Source organism: Longimicrobiaceae bacterium (assembly GCA_035696245.1).
Taxonomy (GTDB): domain Bacteria; phylum Gemmatimonadota; class Gemmatimonadetes; order Longimicrobiales; family Longimicrobiaceae; genus DASRQW01.
In genome coordinates this window covers 1-19027 of record DASRQW010000137.1, presented here as the reverse complement: position 1 = coordinate 19027, position 19027 = coordinate 1, and the positions used below count along the sequence as shown (strand labels likewise).

Here is a 19027-nt window from a genome sequence, read left to right as displayed (position 1 = left end):
CCCCCAAAACTGCCTGGGGGAGGGGAGCTAATCTACAGCGCGCGTAAGGGTTGCGCGCGAAGCGGGCACGGGCGGAGCGGCTCGATCGGTCTGCGCAGGATCGGCGTGCTCGGCTCCGTCTCGAACGGATTCCTATCGAGCTAAACCCATCCGCCGTACGCAGTTCTCCCCTCTACCGCTTGCGGGGGAGGGGGCACCGCCTCCCCTCACGACATCCTCCCGGCATCCGTATCCGCTTCGCGGCCGAACGCACGAGCGCCGCACTGCGACTGGGTCGCGGTGCGGCGCTCTGCCGCTGGGTGAAGCGAGGTCCGCCGGGGGCGCCGGCGGGCCGAAGGCTAGAATACGGTGGTGCCGCCGCCGCCCACGCCGCCGCCGCCGTCGATGGGGGCGCCGCTCTGGAGGGTCAGCTCGCTCAGCTTGGGAAGCTCGGTCACGGACGGAGCGATCCAGGGCTGCCGGAGCGGAGCGCCCGGCGTGGAGGACGTATCGGTCATGGTCAGTTCTGGAGAAGAGGATGCGCCGGGCTGGGACTTGCGGGAGGCCCTTCGTCTGGCAGATACGCTCGGACTACGTCCGTTCCGCCGATCCGCAATCCCCCGCAGCGCCGCAGGCCGGAGCATACCGGGTGCGGGCTGCAACGGGGTGACGTGACAGAATATCGCGGCGGGGCCACCGGCCCACAAGGGTTCCTTTCGATCAATTTCCGTACAGGCGTATACGGTACGGGTGAAACGCGGGTGCGGATCGAAACGTCTCGCGCGGCACGATATGCGGATCGGGCCGGTCAGGCGCCGGGGCGGGGATGGTACGGAACGGTGAGGGTGGCGGTAGTCCCCACCCCCACGCGGCTGGCGATGCCCACGTCGCCGCCCAGGGAGCGGGCCAGCTTCCGCGCGAGCGGCAGGCCCAGGCCCACGCCGCGCACCTTCGAGTCCGAGCGCGCGCCCTCGTCCACTTGCGTGAACGGCTCGAACACGCTGTCCAGCCGGTCCGCGGGGATGCCGGGGCCCGTGTCGCGCACGCGGGCCACCAGCACCGGCACGCGCTTGAGGCCGCTGCTCACCGTGCTGCGCTCCAGCCGCACCTCCACCTCGCCCTGCGCCGTGAAGCGGATGGCGTTGGAGAAGAGGTGCAGCAGCACCCGGCCCAGGCGCGACGGGTCGGTCTGCAGCGGGGGAAGCGACGGCGGGACGAAGAGCGAGATGCGCAGCCCCTTCCGCTTGGCGGTGGGCTCCACGCGGCGCAGCAGGTCGGCCACGAAGGCGCGCGGGTCCACCACGTCGGAGCGCTCGGGAGATGCCTGGGCGGCCAGCTTGCCCAGCTCCCGCAGCCCTTCCAGCACGCGGATGATCTCCTCCACGTGCGACTCGGCCTTGAGCAGCATCTCGCCCACGCGCGGCGGCAGGTCGCCCAACAGCCCGGAGCGCAGGAGGTCCGACTCCAGCACCAGCCCCGTGGCCGGCGTGCGCAGCTCGTGGTTGAGGGCGACCAGGAAGTGCTCCTGCGACTGCTCGGCGAGACGGGCGGCCTCGAAGAGCCGCGCGTTCTCCATCACCAGCGCGGCAACCGCGCCCAGGCTCTCCGCCGCGGTGACGGCGGCCGGGCCGGGTTCCGCGCCGCCCGCGAAGAGGAGGACGAGGGTGCCCGCGCCTTCGCCGCGCGAGCGGAGCGCGAGGTTAAGCGCGAAGACGGCCGTGGCGCCACACTCCACCTCCACACCGGGGATGGAGACGAGCCGCGTGCCATCCGCCTCGTGTCCGTCCGCGGGCGCCAGCGGACCTCCCGCGGCGGCGAGCACGCGCAGGGTCTCGGGCGCGCAGCCGGCGCAGACCTGGATGCCCCCGGCGGAGTCCAGCAGCCCGCCCGCCGCCGCGCCGGTTTCGTCGACTGCCGCGGCCAGCACGTCCTCCAGCGCATCCGCCGGGTCCGCAGCGCCCGCTACGGACGCAAGCGCGCCCGCGAGCGTGGTGCGCGCGCGGGTGGGCGGCGGTGCTGCCTGCGGAGGCGCGGGCGCGAGCTGGTCCACGACGGGGCGGGGCGGAAGAGGTGCGGCCGGCGGTTCCGGCCGCGGCACGTCTGCTACCAACTCTACAACCGGGCCACCGGTTTGACCATCCGCCGCCCGTCACCCGCGGCAAGCGCCGTCCGCCGCCTCGCACCATCGACCGCTCTATATCATCCGGAGCTTCGCATCGTCCGCGGTTTCGTATCATCCGACCACTTGGCAGCCAGTCGTGTGGGACGGTGCCCGTCGCTCGGGGCCGGCGATCCGAGATGCGCCGCCGCCGCTCATCTTCCGAAAACCGTGGGCGATGCGGGGCGGATCCGCATCTTCCGAGCTATCTCCTGGCTCCGGCGGGCACCCGTGATGCTGCCGAACGTGCGTAAGCGAGGTCAGCGGCCGAGGCGCGTGCTCTGGTGGCAGAGGCCTTCCAGCTCGCGGTCGGAGTAGGCGTCCCAGCCGCGCGGCGGCGGCACGAGCCTGCGTTTCTCCGCGGCGGACTGGAAGCAGACCCAGCCGCTCTCCAGGCCCGTCGCCCGGCGTACGCGCCGGTCGGGGCTCACCCTGCGCTCCGGCGTAAAACCCGGCGTCGGCTGCACGCGCCGGTCGGCACTCTCCCGCGCCTGCGGATATCGTCTCAAAGGCGGCACGTCCCACGCCAGCCAGTCGGTTCCGGTAGAATCTTTGAATTCGCGTAAGGCCATCCTCACCTCGGGAAAAAGTCGGCTCGGCTATATGCAAACCTCGTTCCACCTTATACTTAGCTTTCCGGAATCGGAGGATGCCCATCTGCTACCGGCACGAGTAGTACATGCCCGGCGCTCGGAAGGTGCCAGGCGTGGACGGGGCGGGAAAGTCCCACCTGTGGCGCGTGCGGTACGCAGATGGACGGGTCGCGAGCCGCCACCTTTCGCCTCCGCATCGGCGGAAGGGCCTATGCATCAACAGCTTGCCGGCGAGCACGCAAACTGCTACGGCGCGGCATCCGCCTTGCCGTTGTCCACCGTCCTTTCGCGGCCGTCGCTCGTGCTCCCGCGAGCCGGCGCGCCGCCGCCCGCCGCCCCCGAAGCCGCCGCCTCCCGCGCGGCTGCCGGACCCGCGCGGGTGGCGTGCGGCCACACCCTGGCTTACGCCTGGACGGATGAACACGCTTCGCATCCACCTGTTCGGCGGGATGGACCTTTTCCGCGGAGGACGGCCGCTGCCGGCGTTCGCCACGCAGCGGGCGCGCGGCCTCTTCGCGTTCCTGGCGCTGCACCGCGGCCGCCCGCACGCCCGCGACGTGCTGATGGGCCACTTCTGGGGTGACCGGCCGGAGCACACGGCGCGGAAGTGCCTGCGCACGGACATCTGGCGCGTGCGGCAGGTGGTGGAGTGCGACGGCGGCGAGGCGTGCATCCGCGTGCGGCAGGACGAGGTGGGCTTCGACGCGGCGTCGGACCACTGGCTGGACGTGCACGAGTTCGAGGGGCGCCTGGCCCGCGTGCCCGAGGGCGCGAACGCGGCGCTCACCGGGGAGACGGCGGCGGTCCTGGAGGAGGCGGTGGAGCTGTACCGCGGCGACTTGCTGGAGGGCATCTACGACGACTGGTGCCTGGTGGAGCGCGAGCGGCTGCGGCTGCGCTTCCTGGGCGCGCTGGAGCGGCTGATGCGCTGGCACGCGGGGCGGGGGGCCTGGCTGCATGCGAGCCTGCTCGCGCAGCGGCTGCTGGGCCACGACCCGTTGCGCGAGCACGTGCACCGCGACGTGATGCGCTTCTTCGCGTACGCCGGCGACCGGCCCGCCGCGCTCCGCCAGTTCGACGTGTGCGTCCGCCTGCTCCAGCACGAGCTGGAGATCGGGCCCATGGACGAGACCGCCGCGCTGGCGGACTCCATCCGCGCTGGCACCCTCCAGCCTCCGCCCGCCGGACGCACGCAGGACGAGGCGCGTCACTCGCCCCCGCGCGGCGGCCAGCAGCGCATCCCCATCCCGCTCCGCATCGTCACCGCCAAATCTTCGCCGGGAGACGGGGATTCGGGAGATGCGCATCGCTCCGCCTCGGCGACGGCGGTGGGGCGTGCGCCGGGGACCGCATCTCCCGCGATCCAGGCGCTGCCGTTCGTGCTTCCCACGTCGCACGCGGTGGATGAGATGCCGCCGCAGGTGGAGACGGTTCTCGCCCGCCTGCGTGCGGCGGAGCGGTGGCTGGACGCCACGAGCGGCGAGCTGCGCACGCTCATCCGCGAGGTCGAGCAGGCCCGCGACGCCCTGCCCGGCGTTCCCCACGAGGCGCGGGGATAGGGCGAGCATCGAAGCCTGCATCGACCCAACAAATCCGCAGTGAGATCAACCGAAGGCGTCCCGCCGCAGATGTTCGCGCGACGGGACGCCTTCGCATTCCGGTAGATTCCGGATGCGATAAATCGCACCCCTACCGCCGGTTGGATCGTCCCTCCGCGGACACGGTCCCACCGCAGCGGCGCAGCCGCGAGTCGCCACCCTCCCTGCTCGCACGAACTCGCCTCGTCCCGCCACCGCCCGCTCCACCGTGGACCCGTCTCTTCTCCCGCCTGCGGGAGAGGACAGGCGAGGAACGAGCCAGGTGAGGGCTATCTCCCATCCTAACAACGTCTTCCGTCCATCCCCCGAAACTCTGTGTCGCTCCTGTGACGCCCGTGAGGCGGTGGTGAGGCGCCCGGGGTTTAGGATTGCGGTCCGAGCCGGGGGACCGGCCTTGGTCCCGGGCCGGAGGGCCGGGCGGGACGCACCCGCCGCCCGCGCGCCCGGCACCGATGACGACCGTAGAGCCGCCGCGTCCCCACACGCTGATCATCCGCATCTGGCCGGAGCCGCGCGAGGTGGCGGGGCAGGGCGGCGAGTGGCGGGGCGAGCTTCGCGAGGTGGCGAGCGGGTCGGTGAGGTACTTCCGCGGGCTGGACGGGCTGGGTCCGCTGGTGCGCGAGATCATCGAGAGGGAGGACGAGTGACGGGCACCACTGGCGGCGGGGGCTGAGCGCATGGCGAACATCAACGCCGTCCATTCGGTGGGCAACTCGCTGATCACCTACCTCAAGAACTCGTTTCCCGCGTCGATCCACACGAAGCAGCCGTGCGAGTTCCTGCTGCTCTCCAGCGGCGAGCTGGCCTCGCAGCCGGACTTCGGGACGGCGATCTCGCTGTACCTGTTCCGCGTGACGGTGAACGAGCACCTGCGCAACGCCAAGCGCGCCAACGACCCGTCGGGCAGCTCGCCGCCGCTGTCGCTGGACCTGCACTACCTGCTGAGCGTGTGGGCCGACAACGCGATGGACGAGCACGTGCTGCTGGCGTGGGCGCTGGACCAGCTGCACCGCCACCCCGTGCTCGACGTGTCGGCGCTCACGCCCGAGGCGGAGTGGACGACGGGCGACTTCATCCAGCTGATCCCCGCGGAGCTGAGCACCGAGGACCTGATGCGCATCTGGGACGCGCTGGACCCCGCCTACCGGCTGAGCGTGTCGTACATCGCCCGCGTGGTCCGCATCGGCGGGCAGGCGGCCGAGGGGGCGCCCAGCGTGGCGTCGCGCTTCGGGTTCGACTCGTCCGGGCCGGCGCGGTGACGGCCGAGGCGGCGGACCGGCGGGTGCTGGGGGCGATCCGCTTCGTGGACGCGGTGACGGGCCTGCGCGTGCTGGACCGGCTGCGCGTGGGCTTCCCCGACGGCATCCGCGGCACGCGCAACCTCCAGGGCCTCTTCGTGGTCACGGGCGCGCCGGGACAGCACGACGCGACGGCGACGATCGACGCTCCGGAGTACGACCCGGACGCCGCGGAGCCGGTGGAGTTCGACGTAGCCGACCCCGCGGGGCGCTACCTGTCGCGGCGGCACCGCATCTCCCTGCCGCGCGACCCGCGGCCGGCGAACGCGGCCCACGCGGACTCGCTCTTCCTGCCGGTGGAGGTGCGGCTCTTCCCCTCGCCGGCGGCGCGGCCCGCGCCGGGCTGGGCGGTGATCCGCGCCACGGTGGCGGGAGATGCGCCGGGGACGACGCTGCCGGGCGCCCTCGTCCGCGCCGTGAAGGCGGCGGACGGGACGCTGCTCTCCAGCGGGCTGGCGGACGCGCGCGGCGAGGCGCTGGTGGCGGTGCCGGGGATCCCGGTGACCACGTGGGCCACGGGCGGCGGCGCGGTGGTGACGAGCACCATGGACGTGCTGCTGCAGGTGGTGTGGGACCCGGCGGCGGCGGGGCGGCTGCCGGACCCCGACGACCTGGAGGCGCGCCGCGCGGACCTGGCGGTGCGCACGACGGCGGTGACCCTGGCCTCGGGCCAGGTGCTGGTGAGGACGCTGTAAGAGGGAAGCGGAGACTCCGCGCCCGCGGAGCCAGAGGGGTGCGCGCCGGGTGCGCGCGGGCAGGCCGCCACGACGGCGGGCGGGCCCGGACCATCGTTGCCACGAAAGGAGAAGCCTGCAATGCCTGAATACCTTGCGCCAGGCGTGTACGTCGAAGAGACGAGCTTCCGGGCCAAGTCGATCGAGGGGGTGAGCACCAGCACCACGGCGTTCGTGGGGCCCACGCGGCGCGGCCCCGTGGGCGACGTGCCCGAGCTGGTGACCAGCTTCGCCGACTTCCAGCGGATCTACGGCGGCCTCGACGACCTGTTCGGCATGCCGAACTTCGTGGCCCACGCCGCGCGCTCGTACTTCAACGAGGGCGGCGGGCGGCTGTACGTGTCGCGGGCCTTCCAGGCGGGCGGCTCGCCCAGCGGGGGCGTGGCGGCCTCGCCCACGGTGCTGGCCGGGGGCGGCCCCGGCAACAGCTTCCACTTCGTGGCGCGCTTCCCCGGCGGGGCGGGCAACGGCCGGATCACGCTGATCCAGCAGGCCACGCCGGCCACGGTGCAGACCATGGCGAACGCCCGGCCCGGCACGCTGCTGCGCACCGGCGGGTCCGACGCGGCGGTGGCCCCGGCACGCCCGGCGCGGCTCAAGGCGGCGGGCCAGGTGTTCACGCTCAAGGACGGCCAGTCGCTCACGATGGCCGTGAGCGGCGGCGCGCCGGCCACCGTGAACTTCAAGGGCGAGGCCGCCTTCGTGACCGGCACGGCGCTGCCCGACGCGGTGATCGACTTCGGCGACGCCGCGTCGCGCACGCTCACGGTGGAGATCGACGGCGAGACGCAGGCGGTCACGCTCTCGGCCCAGAACCTGGAGCGCGCCGCGATGGTGGAGGAGGTGAACAGCCAGCTCCGCGGCGGATGGGCCGAGATCACCGCGAACAAGCTGCGCGTGGGCACGGAGCGCCGCGGCTCGGGCGCGTCGGTGAAGGTGCACGCCAACCCGGCGTTCGGCTTCGCGGCGGACCTGGCCGACGTGAACGTGGCCGACGCGGCGAACACGGTGGCCGACGTGGCCCACGTGACGCCGTCGGAGCTGGACGCGCTGCTCACCCCGCACGGGGTCCGCGTGCTGCAGAACGACGCGGGCGAGGTGTGGTTCACCACGGTGGCGACGGGCGCGGCGGCCACGCTGGCGGTCACGGCGGGCGCGGCCCAGGCGGCCATCGGCCTGGCGACGACCACGGCCACGGGCAGCGACGGGCCCGAGATCGAGTACTGGCTGCGCGGCGCGGGCGGGGGATGGACGGACGCCGGCGGCGGGGCGCTCTCGCTGGGCGGCCTGCTTCCCAACCAGGCGCCTCCCGGCGGGGCCGACTTCCTGAGCATGGTGGTGGTGGCCGACGACGCGGACGGCAACCAGAGCTCGTACGAGGGCGTGGGCTTCGACCCCGCGCACCCGCAGTGGATCGGGCACATCCTGGCCGTGCGCCCCAGCCGCCGCGCGGAGCAGCTGGAGCACATGTACGCCTTCGAGCTCAGCGGCTCGGTGCCGGGCCTGGCGCTGCGCAACGCGCTGTTCGGCAGCACGGACCGCGTGGTGGTGGACCTGGCCGGCGGCGACGACGGCGGCCCGCCGATGACGGCGGCGTACGAGGCGGCGTTCGGGGCCATGGAGCCGCTGGACGACGTGTCCATCGTGGCGGCGCCCGGCCACTCGGCGTACGAGGACTGGCAGGGCATCCAGGGTGCGCTGATCCAGCACGTGGAGCGGCCGCGGGCGTACCGCATCGCGGTGCTCGACACGCCGCCGGAGCAGATCGTGGGCGAGGCGCGCCAGGTGCGCAGCCTGATCGACTCCACCAAGGCGGCGCTCTACTATCCGTGGGTCACCGTCTCCAACCCGCAGGCGCGCCCGGGCCGCGACGACATCCCCCGCGAGATCAACCTGCCGCCCAGCGGCTTCGTGGCCGGCGTGTACGCCCGCAGCGACGTGCAGCGCGGCGTGCACAAGGCGCCCGCGAACGAGGTGGTGCGCAGCGCGATCCGGTTCGAGTCCGACATCAACTACGCGCAGCAGGAGGTGCTGAACCCGCTGGGCGTGAACTGCCTGCGCTTCTTCGCGGGGCGCGGCTTCCGGGTGTGGGGCGCGCGCACCGTCAGCTCGGACCCGGAGTGGAAGTACGTGAACGTGCGGCGCTACTTCAACTACCTGGAGCGGTCAATCGACCAGGGGACGCAGTGGGCCGTGTTCGAGAGCAACGGCGAGCGCCTGTGGGCCAACGTGCGCGAGACCATCTCGTCGTTCCTGTACAACGAGTGGCGCAACGGGGCGCTGCTGGGCGGCTCGGCCAAGGAGGCGTATTTCGTCAAGTGCGACCGCAGCACCATGACGCAGAACGACCTGGACAACGGCCGCCTGATCTGCCTGATCGGGGTGGCGGCGCTGAAGCCCGCGGAGTTCGTGATCTTCCGCATCGGCCAGAAGACCGCCGACAACCGCAGCTGAGCCAACGGGGACGCCCCGCGCGCCGGCCGCGCGGGGCGCCCGCCCCTCACATCGACCAGACACGACCTCTAGGAGGACTCCGCCATGCCGGACCGCATCACCCCATACGGCGCCTTCAACTTCCTGGTGAACCTGAACGGGGACGTGGGCCCCGACGAGCCGCTGGGCGGCTTCTCGGACGTGTCCGGGCTGGGCACCGAGATCACGGTGGCCGAGTACCGCAACGGCAACGACGCCGAGAACCACGTGCGCAAGGTGCCGGGCGTGCACAAGGTGGCCGACGTGACGCTCAAGCGCGGCATCGTCAGCTCGGCAGACCTGTGGGCGTGGATCGACAACGTGCGCAAGAACGGCATCAACGCACAGCGCACCGTCACCATCACCCTGCGCGACGAGACGGGGACCGACGTGCAGAGCTGGACGCTGCGCAACGTGATCCCGCTCAAGTACACGGGCCCCACGCTGGCGGCCAAGGGCGGCGGCGACGTGGCCATGGAGGAGCTGGTGCTCAGTGCCGAGGCGCTCGAGCTCGACGCGGCGTAAGCGACGCGAGGCGAGGCGGCGATGCGCGGCATCCTCTTCGAGAGCCAGGGCCCGGACGACGCGCCGGCGCCCAACCGCGCCGACGTGGCCCTGTTCGTGGGCTTCGCAGGCCGCCGCCCCGGCGCGCTCCCCCCGCGGGTGCGCGCCTGGCTGGACGAGGCGGGCTGGAGCCGCGGCCCATACCGCAAGCCCGCCCGCCAGCTCAACGCCCTGCTCGACGTGCCGGTGCTCGTCGATTCGTGGGAGACGTTCGACCAGCTGTACGCCTGGGACGCGCGGGTGATGGACGCCGAGGGCACGCTGGGCGCGAGCTACCTGGGCGCGGCCGTGCGGTCGTTCTTCGCGCAGGGAGGCCGGCGCTGCTACGTGGTCCGCGCCGGCAAGCCGTGGAGGTACACGGCGGGGCGGGCGCTGCGGCTGGGCAAGCTGGAGCGCCTGATCCCGGGGATCTCGACGGGGATCTCTCCGTCCCCGGCGGACCGCGGGTCGTGGCGGGGGATGGGGCACCTGTTCGGCCTGCCGGACGTCTCGTTCCTCTGCCTGCCGGACCTGGTGGACGCGGTGCGGCCCAACCCCGCGCCGCCCGCCGCGGTGGAGCTGCCGCCGGAGCCGGAGGAGGTGTTCGTGGACTGCTCCGCGAACGACGCCCCGCCGGCGGACGACCCGGACAAGGTGATGCACCGCTTCCGCGCGCCGCGGTGCGACGACGCGGCCTTCCGCGACTGGGCGCGCGCCGTTCGGGCGGCGGGGACGATCGTGGCCGCCAGAGCGCGCGAGGTGCAGCTCGTGGCGTCCGTCCCCATCCCGCGGCCCGACACGGTGGCGGTGCAGGCGGGCGAGCGCTTCGCGGCGGGCGACGACCTGCTGCGCTACCTGCTCGCGCGGCGCTGGCTGCGCGAGGGGCTGGGCGACGGCGGGCGCGGCATCTCCAGCGCCTTCGTGCAGCTGGCCTATCCGTGGGTGCGGACCCCCATCTCCGGCCGCCTGCCGGACGGGGTGGAGCCGCCCGAAGGGGCGCTGGCCGGGGTGCTCGCCCGCAACGCGCTCACCCGCGGCTCGTACCGCAGCGCGGGCGGGCAGGACCTGGGCGACGTGTGGGACCTCTATCCGCGCCTGGGCCGCGGCCAGGTCGACCGGCCGCAGCCGCTCGTCCGCGGCTCGCACGAGGAGGCGGCGTCGCTGGCGGACCGGGTGACCATCTTCGGATACGCGCCGGGCGGCTTCCAGCTGTTCAGCGACGTGACCACCGCGCTGGACGAGAGCTACCGGCCGGCCAGCATCAACCGTCTCGTCTCGGCCATCGTGAAGGCGGCGCGGCGGCAGGGGGAGGCGACGGTGTTCGAGAGCTCCGGGCCCGCGGTGTGGGCGCAGCTCGAGGACCGGCTGGAGGGGCTGATGATGGGCCTCCTCCGCTCCGGCGCCCTCCGGGGAGCCTCGCCGGCCGACGCGTTCCAGGTCCGCTGCGACCGCAGCACCATGAGCCAGAACGATTTGGACAACGGGCGCGTGATCGCCACGGTGGCCTTCCAGCCTTCCGCGCCGGTGGAGCGCATCCGCGTGGTGCTGGCGATGGAGGAGGGCGGCTCGGTCGCCCTCGCCCCCGCCGCGGCCCAGGCCGAGGACGAGGCCGCCTGATGACCGAGAACGACCTCTTCCCCGCCCACGTCTTCCGCTTCCGCGTGGACTTCGCGGAGGACCGTTTCGGCAGCGACGACGCGGGGACGCCGGTGGCGCTGTGCTCGGGCGCCTTCAGCGAGGTCACGGGGTTGGAGGCGACGATGGAGCCCAAGGCCATCAAGGAGGGCGGCAAGAACTACTCGGTGAACCAGCGCGCCGGCCCCGTCACCTTCGCCACCGTGGTGCTCAAGCGGGGGATGACGACCACGCGCGACCTGTGGAACTGGTGGGACCTGGTGGCCGGCGGCAAGTACGCGTTCCGCCTGGCGGCGACCATCACCATGCTGGACCACCAGGGCGACCGGCTGCTGGCGTGGAAGCTGGAGAAGGCGCTGCCGGTCAAGTTCAAGGCGGCCGACCTGAACGCGAAGGGGACCGAGGTGGGCATCGAGGAGCTGCACCTGGCGCACGAGGGCCTGCGGCTGGTGAAGCGCGCCGGGAAGGACGCGCCGTGAGCGAGCCCGCGGACTTCGTGCGCGCCAAGTTCGACGTGCTGCGCGACGGGAGCGTGGCGGACACGTTCGACGTCCACTTCAACCCGGTGTCGCTGTCGTACAGCATCACGAACCAGACGAGCCAGCAGGGATCGGCGTCGGCCAACACCACGGCGGGGACGCAGTTCCAGACGCAGAGCACCGGCAAGCTCACCATGGACCTGGTGTTCGACACCACGAGCGACGGGCAGGACGTGCGCACCTTCACCGAGAAGGTCGCGAAGACCATGCAGCCCGACGCGACCAGCCGGGTGCCTCCCACGGTCAAGTTCACCTGGGGCGTCTACACCTTCGAGGGGCTGGTGGAGGGCTACAAGGAGACGCTGGATTTCTTCTCTCCCAACGGCGTGCCGCTGCGGGCCGCGGTGAACCTCACGCTCTCGGCCACGGACCCCAACAAGGTGTTCACCGAGACGCAGGGGGCGCAGCAGGACTTCTCCGCCACGCTGGCGGCCGAGGCGGTGCAGGTGCCGGCGCCGGCGGGGAAGGGCGGCGCGGCGGCCATCGCCAACGCGCTGGGGGTGCCCAACGCGGCGCGGGCCATCGGGGCGATGAACGGCCAGGCCTCGCTCCGCTTCTCGGCCGGGGCGTCGCTGAAGGTGGGCGTGGGGGTGAAGGCGTCTGCCGGTGCGAAGATCGGTGCGTCGCTCTCGATCGGCGGCGGAGGGGCCATCTCCGTCAAGGCGAGCGCGGGGTCGCAGTCGGCCTTCTCCGGCCTCCGCACGCCGCCGAAGCCCAAGGTGACGATCGACGGGCGGAAGCTTCTGCCCAAGCCGCCTACCACGGGGCTGGCGACGGACCGCGGGGCGACGTTCGGGGTGGGCGGGCGCGCGAACATCGAGAGCGCCGCGTCGCTGAAGGCCGACGTGGGCTCGTCGGGCAACCTGGGCGACCGCATCCGCTTCGGGGAGGGGTGACGCCGTGCCCATCGTGATCGACGAGGTGGTGGCGGAGGTGCGCGGCGAGACGGAGCCGCTGCCCGGAGCCGAGGCGGACCGCCCGCAGGCCGCCGCCCCGCCCAGCGCCCGCGAGATCGTCCACGAGCTGCGCCGCGCCGCGAGAAGGTCCGAGCGCGTGAGGGCGGACTGACGGGAGATCGGGGTCAGGTCTGGGGATGGGTCGCATGCGGAAAGGTGCCCCCTCCCCCGGCCCCTCCCCCGCAAGCGGGAGAGGGGAGAACTGCTGGCGGGCGAAGAGGTTAGGTGCGGTGGCTAACCCTCCTCGGCGGCGGGAGGTTGCGAATCGGGGCGCGAGGGGCGAGGCGATCTCGAGCCGTGGTGACTGAAGTCGCGGCAACGACTGTGGAAGTCCGCCCTCGCGGACTAACCCCGAAGCTGCGGGGATGCCGAAGGATTGCGGGGGAGCCCCAACCCTCTCCCGCTTGCGGGGGAGGGTGCGAGCCTAAGCGAGCGGGAGGGGGCGCTTCGGCGAGAGAGGGCCAGGTTGTCGCGCTGCAAGGAGCTGCACGCGGTCGGACATCGATCGGAACAACGATCCCCGGCCGCACATCTCCGGATCCAGAAACCTCGAGGTGCACCATGCCCGCTGCCGCACTGCCCGTCCTCGCCCGCTCGCTCCGCACGGTCCGGCTGGACCGCATCGACCCGTCCGAGCCCGGCCTGCCGGCGGACCCGGCCGATCCGAGCGACCCGCCAGAGCGCGAGCAGCCGGAGACGATCCCGGAGCGCTGGGATCCGGAGCCGTTCCGCCCGATGGACCCGCCCGAGCCCAGCCGCCCCGACTTCCCGCAGAGCCCCGACCTGCCCGGCGGCCCCGACGGTCCTGCCGGTCCCGGCGATCCGGGCCCGGGCCCCGGCCCCATGCAGCCGGTGATGGCCGGCCGCGCATCTCCCGATACGAGTCCGCGGGCGGAGCGCGATGGCTGAGCAGGCCGTCAGCGAGCACGCGGTCTACAGCGCCCGCCCCACCATCAAGGTCAACGGCCAGGCCGACGACATGGTGCGCAGCCTCCTCACCTCCATGGAGATGACGGAGGCGGAGGGCGGCCTGGCGACCTTCGAGGCGCGCTTCACCAACGTGGTGAACCGCGGCCAGGGCGAGGCGGAGCTGGCGTTCGAGGACGGGCGGCTCTTCAAGCTGGGCGCCTCGCTCTCTCTGTCGACGGGCGACGAGACGGCGCCGACGGAGATCTTCACCGGCACCGTCACGGGCCTGGAGGCCAGCTGGTCTGCCGACAACCCGCCGGAGCTGGTGGTGCTGGCGGAAGACGCGCTCCAGAAGGCGCGCATGGCCCGGCGGACGGCGGTGCACGACAGCGCGACCATCTCCGGCTTGGCGGGCGACGTCGCATCGAAAGCCGGGCTCAGCCCCAGCGTCACCGGGCTGTCGGACGACCTGGGCACGCAGGTGCAGCTGAACGAGAGCGACCTGGCCTTCCTGCGGCGGATGCTGGCCCGCCACGACGGCGACCTCCAGGTGAGCGGAAGCGACCTCAAGGTGGCGCCGCGCAATGACATCCGCAGCGGCGAGGTGGAGCTGGCGATGTACGGCCAACTCCGCCGGGTGAAGGTCCTGGCCGACCTGACGCACCAGGTGACGGAGGTCACGACGGCGGGCTGGCATCCGGTGGACGGCAAGCGGGTGACGGGGACGACGACGGGCGCCAACGCGGGCCCGGGGTCGGGCAAGAGCGGGAAGGATGCGGTGCAGGAGGCGATCGGCGCGCGGTCGGAGCACGCGTCGCACCTCACCGTGGCGACGGACGCGGAGGCCACGGCGCTGGCGGAGGCTGCGTTCGACCGGCGGGCGAGGAGGTTCGTCGTCGTGGACGGGACGGCGGAGGGTAACCCGAAGATCCGCGTGGGGACGCACGTCAAGCTGACCGGCCTGGGGCCGCGCTTCAGCAACACGTACCAGGTGGTGCGGGCCGTCCACCGCTTCAGCATGACGGACGGCTACCAGACCGACTTCGAGGGCGAGTGCGCCTTTTTGGGAGAGGGATAGATGGGCTTCGACCTGTTTGGGGGAGGGATCGCGGCGCCGGCGTTCGGCGCGTGCCACCTGGCCGAGGTGGTCTCGGTGCAGGACCCCGAGAGCCTGGCGCGGGTGCAGGTGCGCCTGCTGGGCTTCGACGGCGTGGGCGAGCAGGACGCGCCGGTGTGGGCCCGCGTCGCATCTCCCTTCGCAGGTGCGGAGAAGGGCGGCTTCTTCATCCCCGACGTGGGCGACGAGGTGCTGGTGGTCTTCGTCAACGGCGACCCGCGCTTCCCCATCGTGGCCGGCGGCCTGTGGAGCGGCGCGAACAAGCCGCCGGAGTCGCTGCCCGGCTCGTCGGTCGACCGGTGGACGATCAAGAGCAAGGGCGGCAGCCGCATCGCCATCGTCGAGGAGTCGTCGCCCACCATCACCATCGAGACGCCGGGCGGGGTGACGGGCACGTTCACCGACGAGGGCGGCGGCAAGGTGGAGATCAAGGCCGCGGGCACCACGGTGACCATCGACAGCAAGGGCGTGACGGTGGACAGCCCCGGGAAGGTGAAGATGACGTGCAGCCAGCTCGAGGTGAGCGCGGGGATGGTGAAGGTGGATGCGGCGATGTCCACCTTCTCGGGCATGGTCAAGTGCGACATCCTGCAGGCGACCACCGTGATCGGGAGCACCTACACGCCGGGAGCGGGCAACGTATGGTAGCGGTGGCCGAGCACCCCCACAGGATCCGCGGCCTGGCGCTCCCCACGCCGGCCGACAAGCCGCGCATCGTGCAGCGCACCGACCAGGAGTTCGTGCCCGCGATCCTGGCGGAGCTGGGCACGCCGGCGGGCCGCACGAAGCTGGCGCTCACCGAGGCGAAGGAGCGCGGGAAGGACGGCACGCTGCGCCTCTTCCAGCCCGTCCACCGCACCTTTCACGTGGTGCTGGTCGAAGCGTTCTGCGAGGAGGTGGGCTTCCCGCGCGTGGACCCGGCGAAGATGCTGGGGATGGGGCTCGTGCTCCGCCGCGTGGTGCCCGCGCCGGGCGTGAAGGACGTGGACGCCGAGGTGCACGGGTGGATGCGCAGCGGCGACAAGGGCGAGCGCATCGAGGGATGGATCAAGCTGGACGACCGCCGCCGGAAGCGCGACCCGGACCCCGCGCAGCGCCCGCCGGAGAAGCGCACCGGCAACGCGGTGATCGACGCCCGCATCGCCCTGCGCTTCAAGGACGACAGCTTCGCCGAGACGGTGGCGCCGCTCTTCCCCGCGCCGCCGGACGTGTGCGCCGCGGCGGGGCGTACGGTGCTCTACGGCATGGTGCCGCTCACCAGCAGCGAGCGTACCGACGACCCGCCGCCGCCGCCGCCCATAGACGACGCGACCATGGGGGCGATGCTGCCGCCGTTCCTGAAGGCGGGCACGCGCACGTGGGAGCCGTTCTACGAGGCGGGGACGGAGACGGCGGGCTACATGGAGGCGCTGGCCGGCGCCGGAGCGTTCGCCGACACGCCGGAGGGCGCGGCCTTCCGCAAGGTGCTGGACCGCATCCCCATGTGGTACCAGGCGGGCGTCGAGCGGGCGAAGCAGGCGTACGACGACGCGCACGACCACGCGGAGAAGCGGGCGCGCCTCGACGTGGACCTGGACGAGTGGCAGAGGATGGCGAAGGACGGCTGGGCGCCGAAGCCGCTGGGGGCGGAGCTCACGACGGCGTCGGAATGGCTGGACCGGCGGGACCCGGACGCGGCGCCGTCGAGCCCCATCTCCGTGACGGACGAGACGGACGCCGGGCCGGTGAAGCGCGACGTAGGGCGCGAGGCGCTGCGGGCGCGTTGGACGCTGGACGCCAAGCAGGCGAAGGCGGTGCACTCGGCCCTGAAGACGCTGCTCCAGGCGCGGCTGGCGGCCATCAACCCCGGCGGCGGGCGGTTCGACGACCCCGACGCCATCTACCGGGTCCAGGCCTTCGCGCGGGTGGAGCGCTGCTGCGGCTGCCCGCCGGAGCTGGTGTGGAGCCAGCCCAGCGAGCGCTTCACCATCATCCCCTGGTTCGAGACCGGCGCGGCGCCGCCCGTTCGCGTGACGCTGCCCGAGGCGAAGCTGGAATCGCTGAAGAAGCTGAAGCCCAACGTGACCTTCGTGACGCCCAAGAGCGTGGCCGACGCGCTCCAGGGGATGAAGCTGAAGGACCTCACGGCCGGGAAGAAGCCGAGCGGCAAGGGGCCGGGGCTGGACATGGTGTGCGGGTTCAACATCCCCATCATCACGCTGTGCGCCTTCATCGTGCTCAGCATCTTCCTGTCGCTGCTCAACATCATCTTCTTCTGGCTGCCGCTGGTGAAGATCTGCATCCCGCTGCCCAAGCTCACGCCGCCCAAGGCGGGGCAGGCGTGACGGGCGAGAGCTTCGGCGGCACGGCGGTGGGGTGGCCGCTGCTGCCGGTGCCCGACGCCGCGGGCGAGGTGCGCTGGCCCGCGCCCGACGAGAGCGTGCGCCAGCAGGTCCGCGTGATCCTGCTCACCCGCCCGGGCGAGCAGCTGAACCGCCCGCTCTACGGTGCCGGGCTCGGGAACTTCCTCCACGAGCCCAACACCCTCGCAACGCGACGCGCCGTACGCGACCGCATCCGCGACTCGCTGGCGCGCTGGGAGAAGCGAATCGTGACCGACCGCATCGAGGTCTGGGAGGTGCCCGAGCGGCCGACGCAGATCCGGGTGGAGATCGCCTACCGGATCCGCAGCACCGGCGCGGCGGGGCAGATGGGGCTGGTCATGGAGCTGGAGGGTTAGCCGATGCCCATCCTCCCTCCCGCACTGGACGACCGCGGCTTCGACGATCTGGTCGAAGAGGCGCTGGCCCGCATCCCCGCGCACACGCCCGAGTGGACCAACCCGCGCCCCGGCGACCCCGGCCGCACGCTGGTGGAGCTGTTCGCGTGGCTCACCGACACGCTGCTCTACCGCGCCAACCTGGTCCCGCAGCGCCAGCGCCTCGTCTTCCTCCGCCTTCTGGGGATGGGGATGCGGCCCGCCGTGCCCGCGCGCGGCGTGGTGACGATCTCCTGGGACGACGACAAGCAGACGGGCGCGTCTCCCCTCCGGCCCGGCGCGAAGCTAAAGGCGCCGGTTCCGTTCGAGACGCGCGGCGAGGTCACCGTCCTTCCCGTCACGGCCGAGGCGTACGTGAAGCGCCTCCCCTCGCCCGACGAGCAGCAGCGGGTGGACGCGCTGATGGCGGACCTGCACACGCTGTACGGGCTGCGCACGGACGAGGCGCCGGTCGCGTACGTGACGACGCCGGTCTTCGTGGGCGGAGCCGCCGATCCGGCCGGGGTGGACGTCGCGCAGACGACGGTGGATGGGTGCTTGTGGCTGGCGCTGCTCGCGTCGAAGCCCGAGTTCGTGGCCGACGTGCGGGCGACTCTCGGCGGGGCGGGGAACGCGCCGCAGCGCATCCTCAACGTGGGCGCCGCGCCGTCCGTGCAGGTCGCGCCCACCGCGACGGAGCCGGTGCCGGAGCTGACGGAAGACATCGGGCCGCGCGGGGCGGCGCCGCTGGTGTGGGAGCTGAGCACGGGCGAGGTGATCGACCGGCAGCCGCAGTACGTGCCGCTGGACGTGGTGGAGGACGGCACGCTGGGCCTGCGCCGCCGCGGCATCGTGCGCCTCGCGCTGCCCGGCGACCGCGACATCGGCGCGCCGGACGACGACGTGCGCACCAACATCGACGCGGGGCTGGGCGACGCTCCCCCGCGCATCGACCTGCCGGAGACGGCGGCGCGCCTGGTCGCCTGGCTGCGCGTGCGGCCCACGACGCTGCTCGACACGCTGTCGCTGAGCTGGATCGGGATCAACGCGGTGGAGGTGGATGGGCGGCAGACGATCACGTCCCGCGTGGTCGGCACCAGCGACGGCACGGGCGACCAGGAGATGCAGCTCGGCTCCACGTCGGTGGAACCGCAGACGCTGGTGCTCCAGGTGGAGGAGTCGGGCGCGGGCTACCGCGAGTGGCGGAGGGTGGACGACCTCGCGACGGCCGGGCGCGACGACGCGGTGTTCGAGCTGGATTCCGAGGCCGGCACCGTCCGATTCGGCGACGGCGTGCGGGGGCGGATCCCCGACCTCGGCCGTCGGGTGCGCGTGGCGACGATGCGCGTGGGCGGCGGCGCGGCGAGCAACGTTCCCGCGGGGACGCTGACGAAGGTGGCGGCGTACGACGTCGCCGGTGTCGCCGTGCCGCGGCTGAAGGTGGTGCAGCCGCTGGCGACGGACGGCGGGGCGGACCCGGAGACGCTGGAGGCGGCGGAGAGCCGCATCCCCGCGGTCTTCCAGCACCGCAATCGCGCGGTGACGGAAGATGACTACAAGCGCCTCGCGGCGGAGACGCCCGGCGTTCGCGTGGGCCGCGTGGAGGTGATGCCGCGGTTCAAGCCGCACCAGCGCATCTCCGGGGTGCCCGGCGTGGTGACGGTGATGGCGCTGCCGTACCGCGACGCGCGCCAGGCGCCCAACCCGCGTCCGGACCGCATCTTCCGCGAAGCCGTGCACGCCTATCTCGACTCCGTGC

19 protein-coding genes are annotated in these 19027 nt (G+C 72.8%); 16 read left to right on the top strand and 3 right to left on the bottom strand.

Translation table 11 applies throughout. The features are described 5' to 3' along the window. Positions 1-338: 338 nt before the first annotated feature. From VFE05_06170 to VFE05_06160, 3 genes are all read right to left on the bottom strand, one after another. Entirely contained in the window at positions 339-497 is a 159-nt protein-coding gene (locus tag VFE05_06170) for a hypothetical protein (GenBank protein ID HET6229650.1), read from the bottom strand. A 290-nt stretch (positions 498-787) separates the two neighbouring features. Beyond that, a complete protein-coding gene (locus VFE05_06165; GenBank protein ID HET6229649.1) occupies positions 788-2029 on the bottom strand; it encodes a HAMP domain-containing sensor histidine kinase in 1242 nt (413 codons plus the stop codon). Between the two features lie 368 nt (positions 2030-2397). Further along, positions 2398-2709 (bottom strand): hypothetical protein, encoded by a 312-nt coding sequence (locus VFE05_06160; protein ID HET6229648.1) that lies wholly within the window; start codon positions 2707-2709, stop codon positions 2398-2400. 437 nt (positions 2710-3146) lie between these two features. On the opposite strand from VFE05_06160, the gene VFE05_06155 reads away from it, so the two are divergent. From VFE05_06155 to VFE05_06080, 16 genes are all read left to right on the top strand, one after another. Further along, positions 3147-4289: a BTAD domain-containing putative transcriptional regulator gene (locus VFE05_06155; protein ID HET6229647.1), complete on the top strand. Its 1143-nt coding sequence runs from the start codon at positions 3147-3149 to the stop codon at positions 4287-4289. A gap of 491 nt (positions 4290-4780) precedes the next feature. Continuing rightward, a complete protein-coding gene (locus tag VFE05_06150; GenBank protein ID HET6229646.1) occupies positions 4781-4975 on the top strand; it encodes a hypothetical protein in 195 nt (64 codons plus the stop codon). 30 nt (positions 4976-5005) lie between these two features. Next, positions 5006-5587 (top strand): DUF4255 domain-containing protein, encoded by a 582-nt coding sequence (locus VFE05_06145; GenBank protein HET6229645.1) that lies wholly within the window; start codon positions 5006-5008, stop codon positions 5585-5587. Next, a complete protein-coding gene (locus VFE05_06140) occupies positions 5584-6321 on the top strand; it encodes a hypothetical protein (GenBank protein ID HET6229644.1) in 738 nt (245 codons plus the stop codon). Before VFE05_06145 ends, VFE05_06140 begins: the two co-directional genes overlap by 4 nt. A gap of 120 nt (positions 6322-6441) precedes the next feature. Further along, the gene (locus tag VFE05_06135) at positions 6442-8814 is read left to right on the top strand and encodes a phage tail sheath subtilisin-like domain-containing protein (GenBank protein HET6229643.1); all 2373 of its coding nucleotides are present in this window, start codon (positions 6442-6444) and stop codon (positions 8812-8814) included. A gap of 84 nt (positions 8815-8898) precedes the next feature. Then, a complete protein-coding gene (locus tag VFE05_06130; GenBank protein HET6229642.1) occupies positions 8899-9357 on the top strand; it encodes a phage tail protein in 459 nt (152 codons plus the stop codon). A 21-nt stretch (positions 9358-9378) separates the two neighbouring features. Further along, complete coding sequence (locus VFE05_06125; protein HET6229641.1) at positions 9379-10992, top strand: hypothetical protein; 1614 nt, start codon at positions 9379-9381, stop codon at positions 10990-10992. Next, entirely contained in the window at positions 10992-11489 is a 498-nt protein-coding gene (locus VFE05_06120) for a phage tail protein (GenBank protein ID HET6229640.1), read from the top strand. Before VFE05_06125 ends, VFE05_06120 begins: the two co-directional genes overlap by 1 nt. Beyond that, positions 11486-12445 (top strand): hypothetical protein, encoded by a 960-nt coding sequence (locus VFE05_06115; GenBank protein ID HET6229639.1) that lies wholly within the window; start codon positions 11486-11488, stop codon positions 12443-12445. Before VFE05_06120 ends, VFE05_06115 begins: the two co-directional genes overlap by 4 nt. A gap of 4 nt (positions 12446-12449) precedes the next feature. Beyond that, complete coding sequence (locus VFE05_06110) at positions 12450-12617, top strand: hypothetical protein (GenBank protein ID HET6229638.1); 168 nt, start codon at positions 12450-12452, stop codon at positions 12615-12617. A gap of 449 nt (positions 12618-13066) precedes the next feature. Beyond that, positions 13067-13414, top strand: coding sequence for a hypothetical protein (locus tag VFE05_06105; protein ID HET6229637.1), 348 nt, complete (start codon positions 13067-13069; stop codon positions 13412-13414). Beyond that, positions 13407-14492, top strand: a complete 1086-nt coding sequence (locus tag VFE05_06100; GenBank protein ID HET6229636.1) for a hypothetical protein — start codon at positions 13407-13409, stop codon at positions 14490-14492. Before VFE05_06105 ends, VFE05_06100 begins: the two co-directional genes overlap by 8 nt. Beyond that, positions 14493-15179, top strand: coding sequence for a phage baseplate assembly protein V (locus VFE05_06095; GenBank protein HET6229635.1), 687 nt, complete (start codon positions 14493-14495; stop codon positions 15177-15179). Continuing rightward, a complete protein-coding gene (locus tag VFE05_06090; protein HET6229634.1) occupies positions 15173-16855 on the top strand; it encodes a hypothetical protein in 1683 nt (560 codons plus the stop codon). Before VFE05_06095 ends, VFE05_06090 begins: the two co-directional genes overlap by 7 nt. Further along, positions 16852-17250 (top strand): GPW/gp25 family protein, encoded by a 399-nt coding sequence (locus tag VFE05_06085; protein ID HET6229633.1) that lies wholly within the window; start codon positions 16852-16854, stop codon positions 17248-17250. The genes VFE05_06090 and VFE05_06085 overlap by 4 nt, the downstream gene beginning before the upstream one ends. A 3-nt stretch (positions 17251-17253) precedes the next feature. After that, positions 17254-19027: putative baseplate assembly protein (locus VFE05_06080; GenBank protein HET6229632.1), on the top strand; the 1774-nt coding region annotated here is incomplete at its 3' end.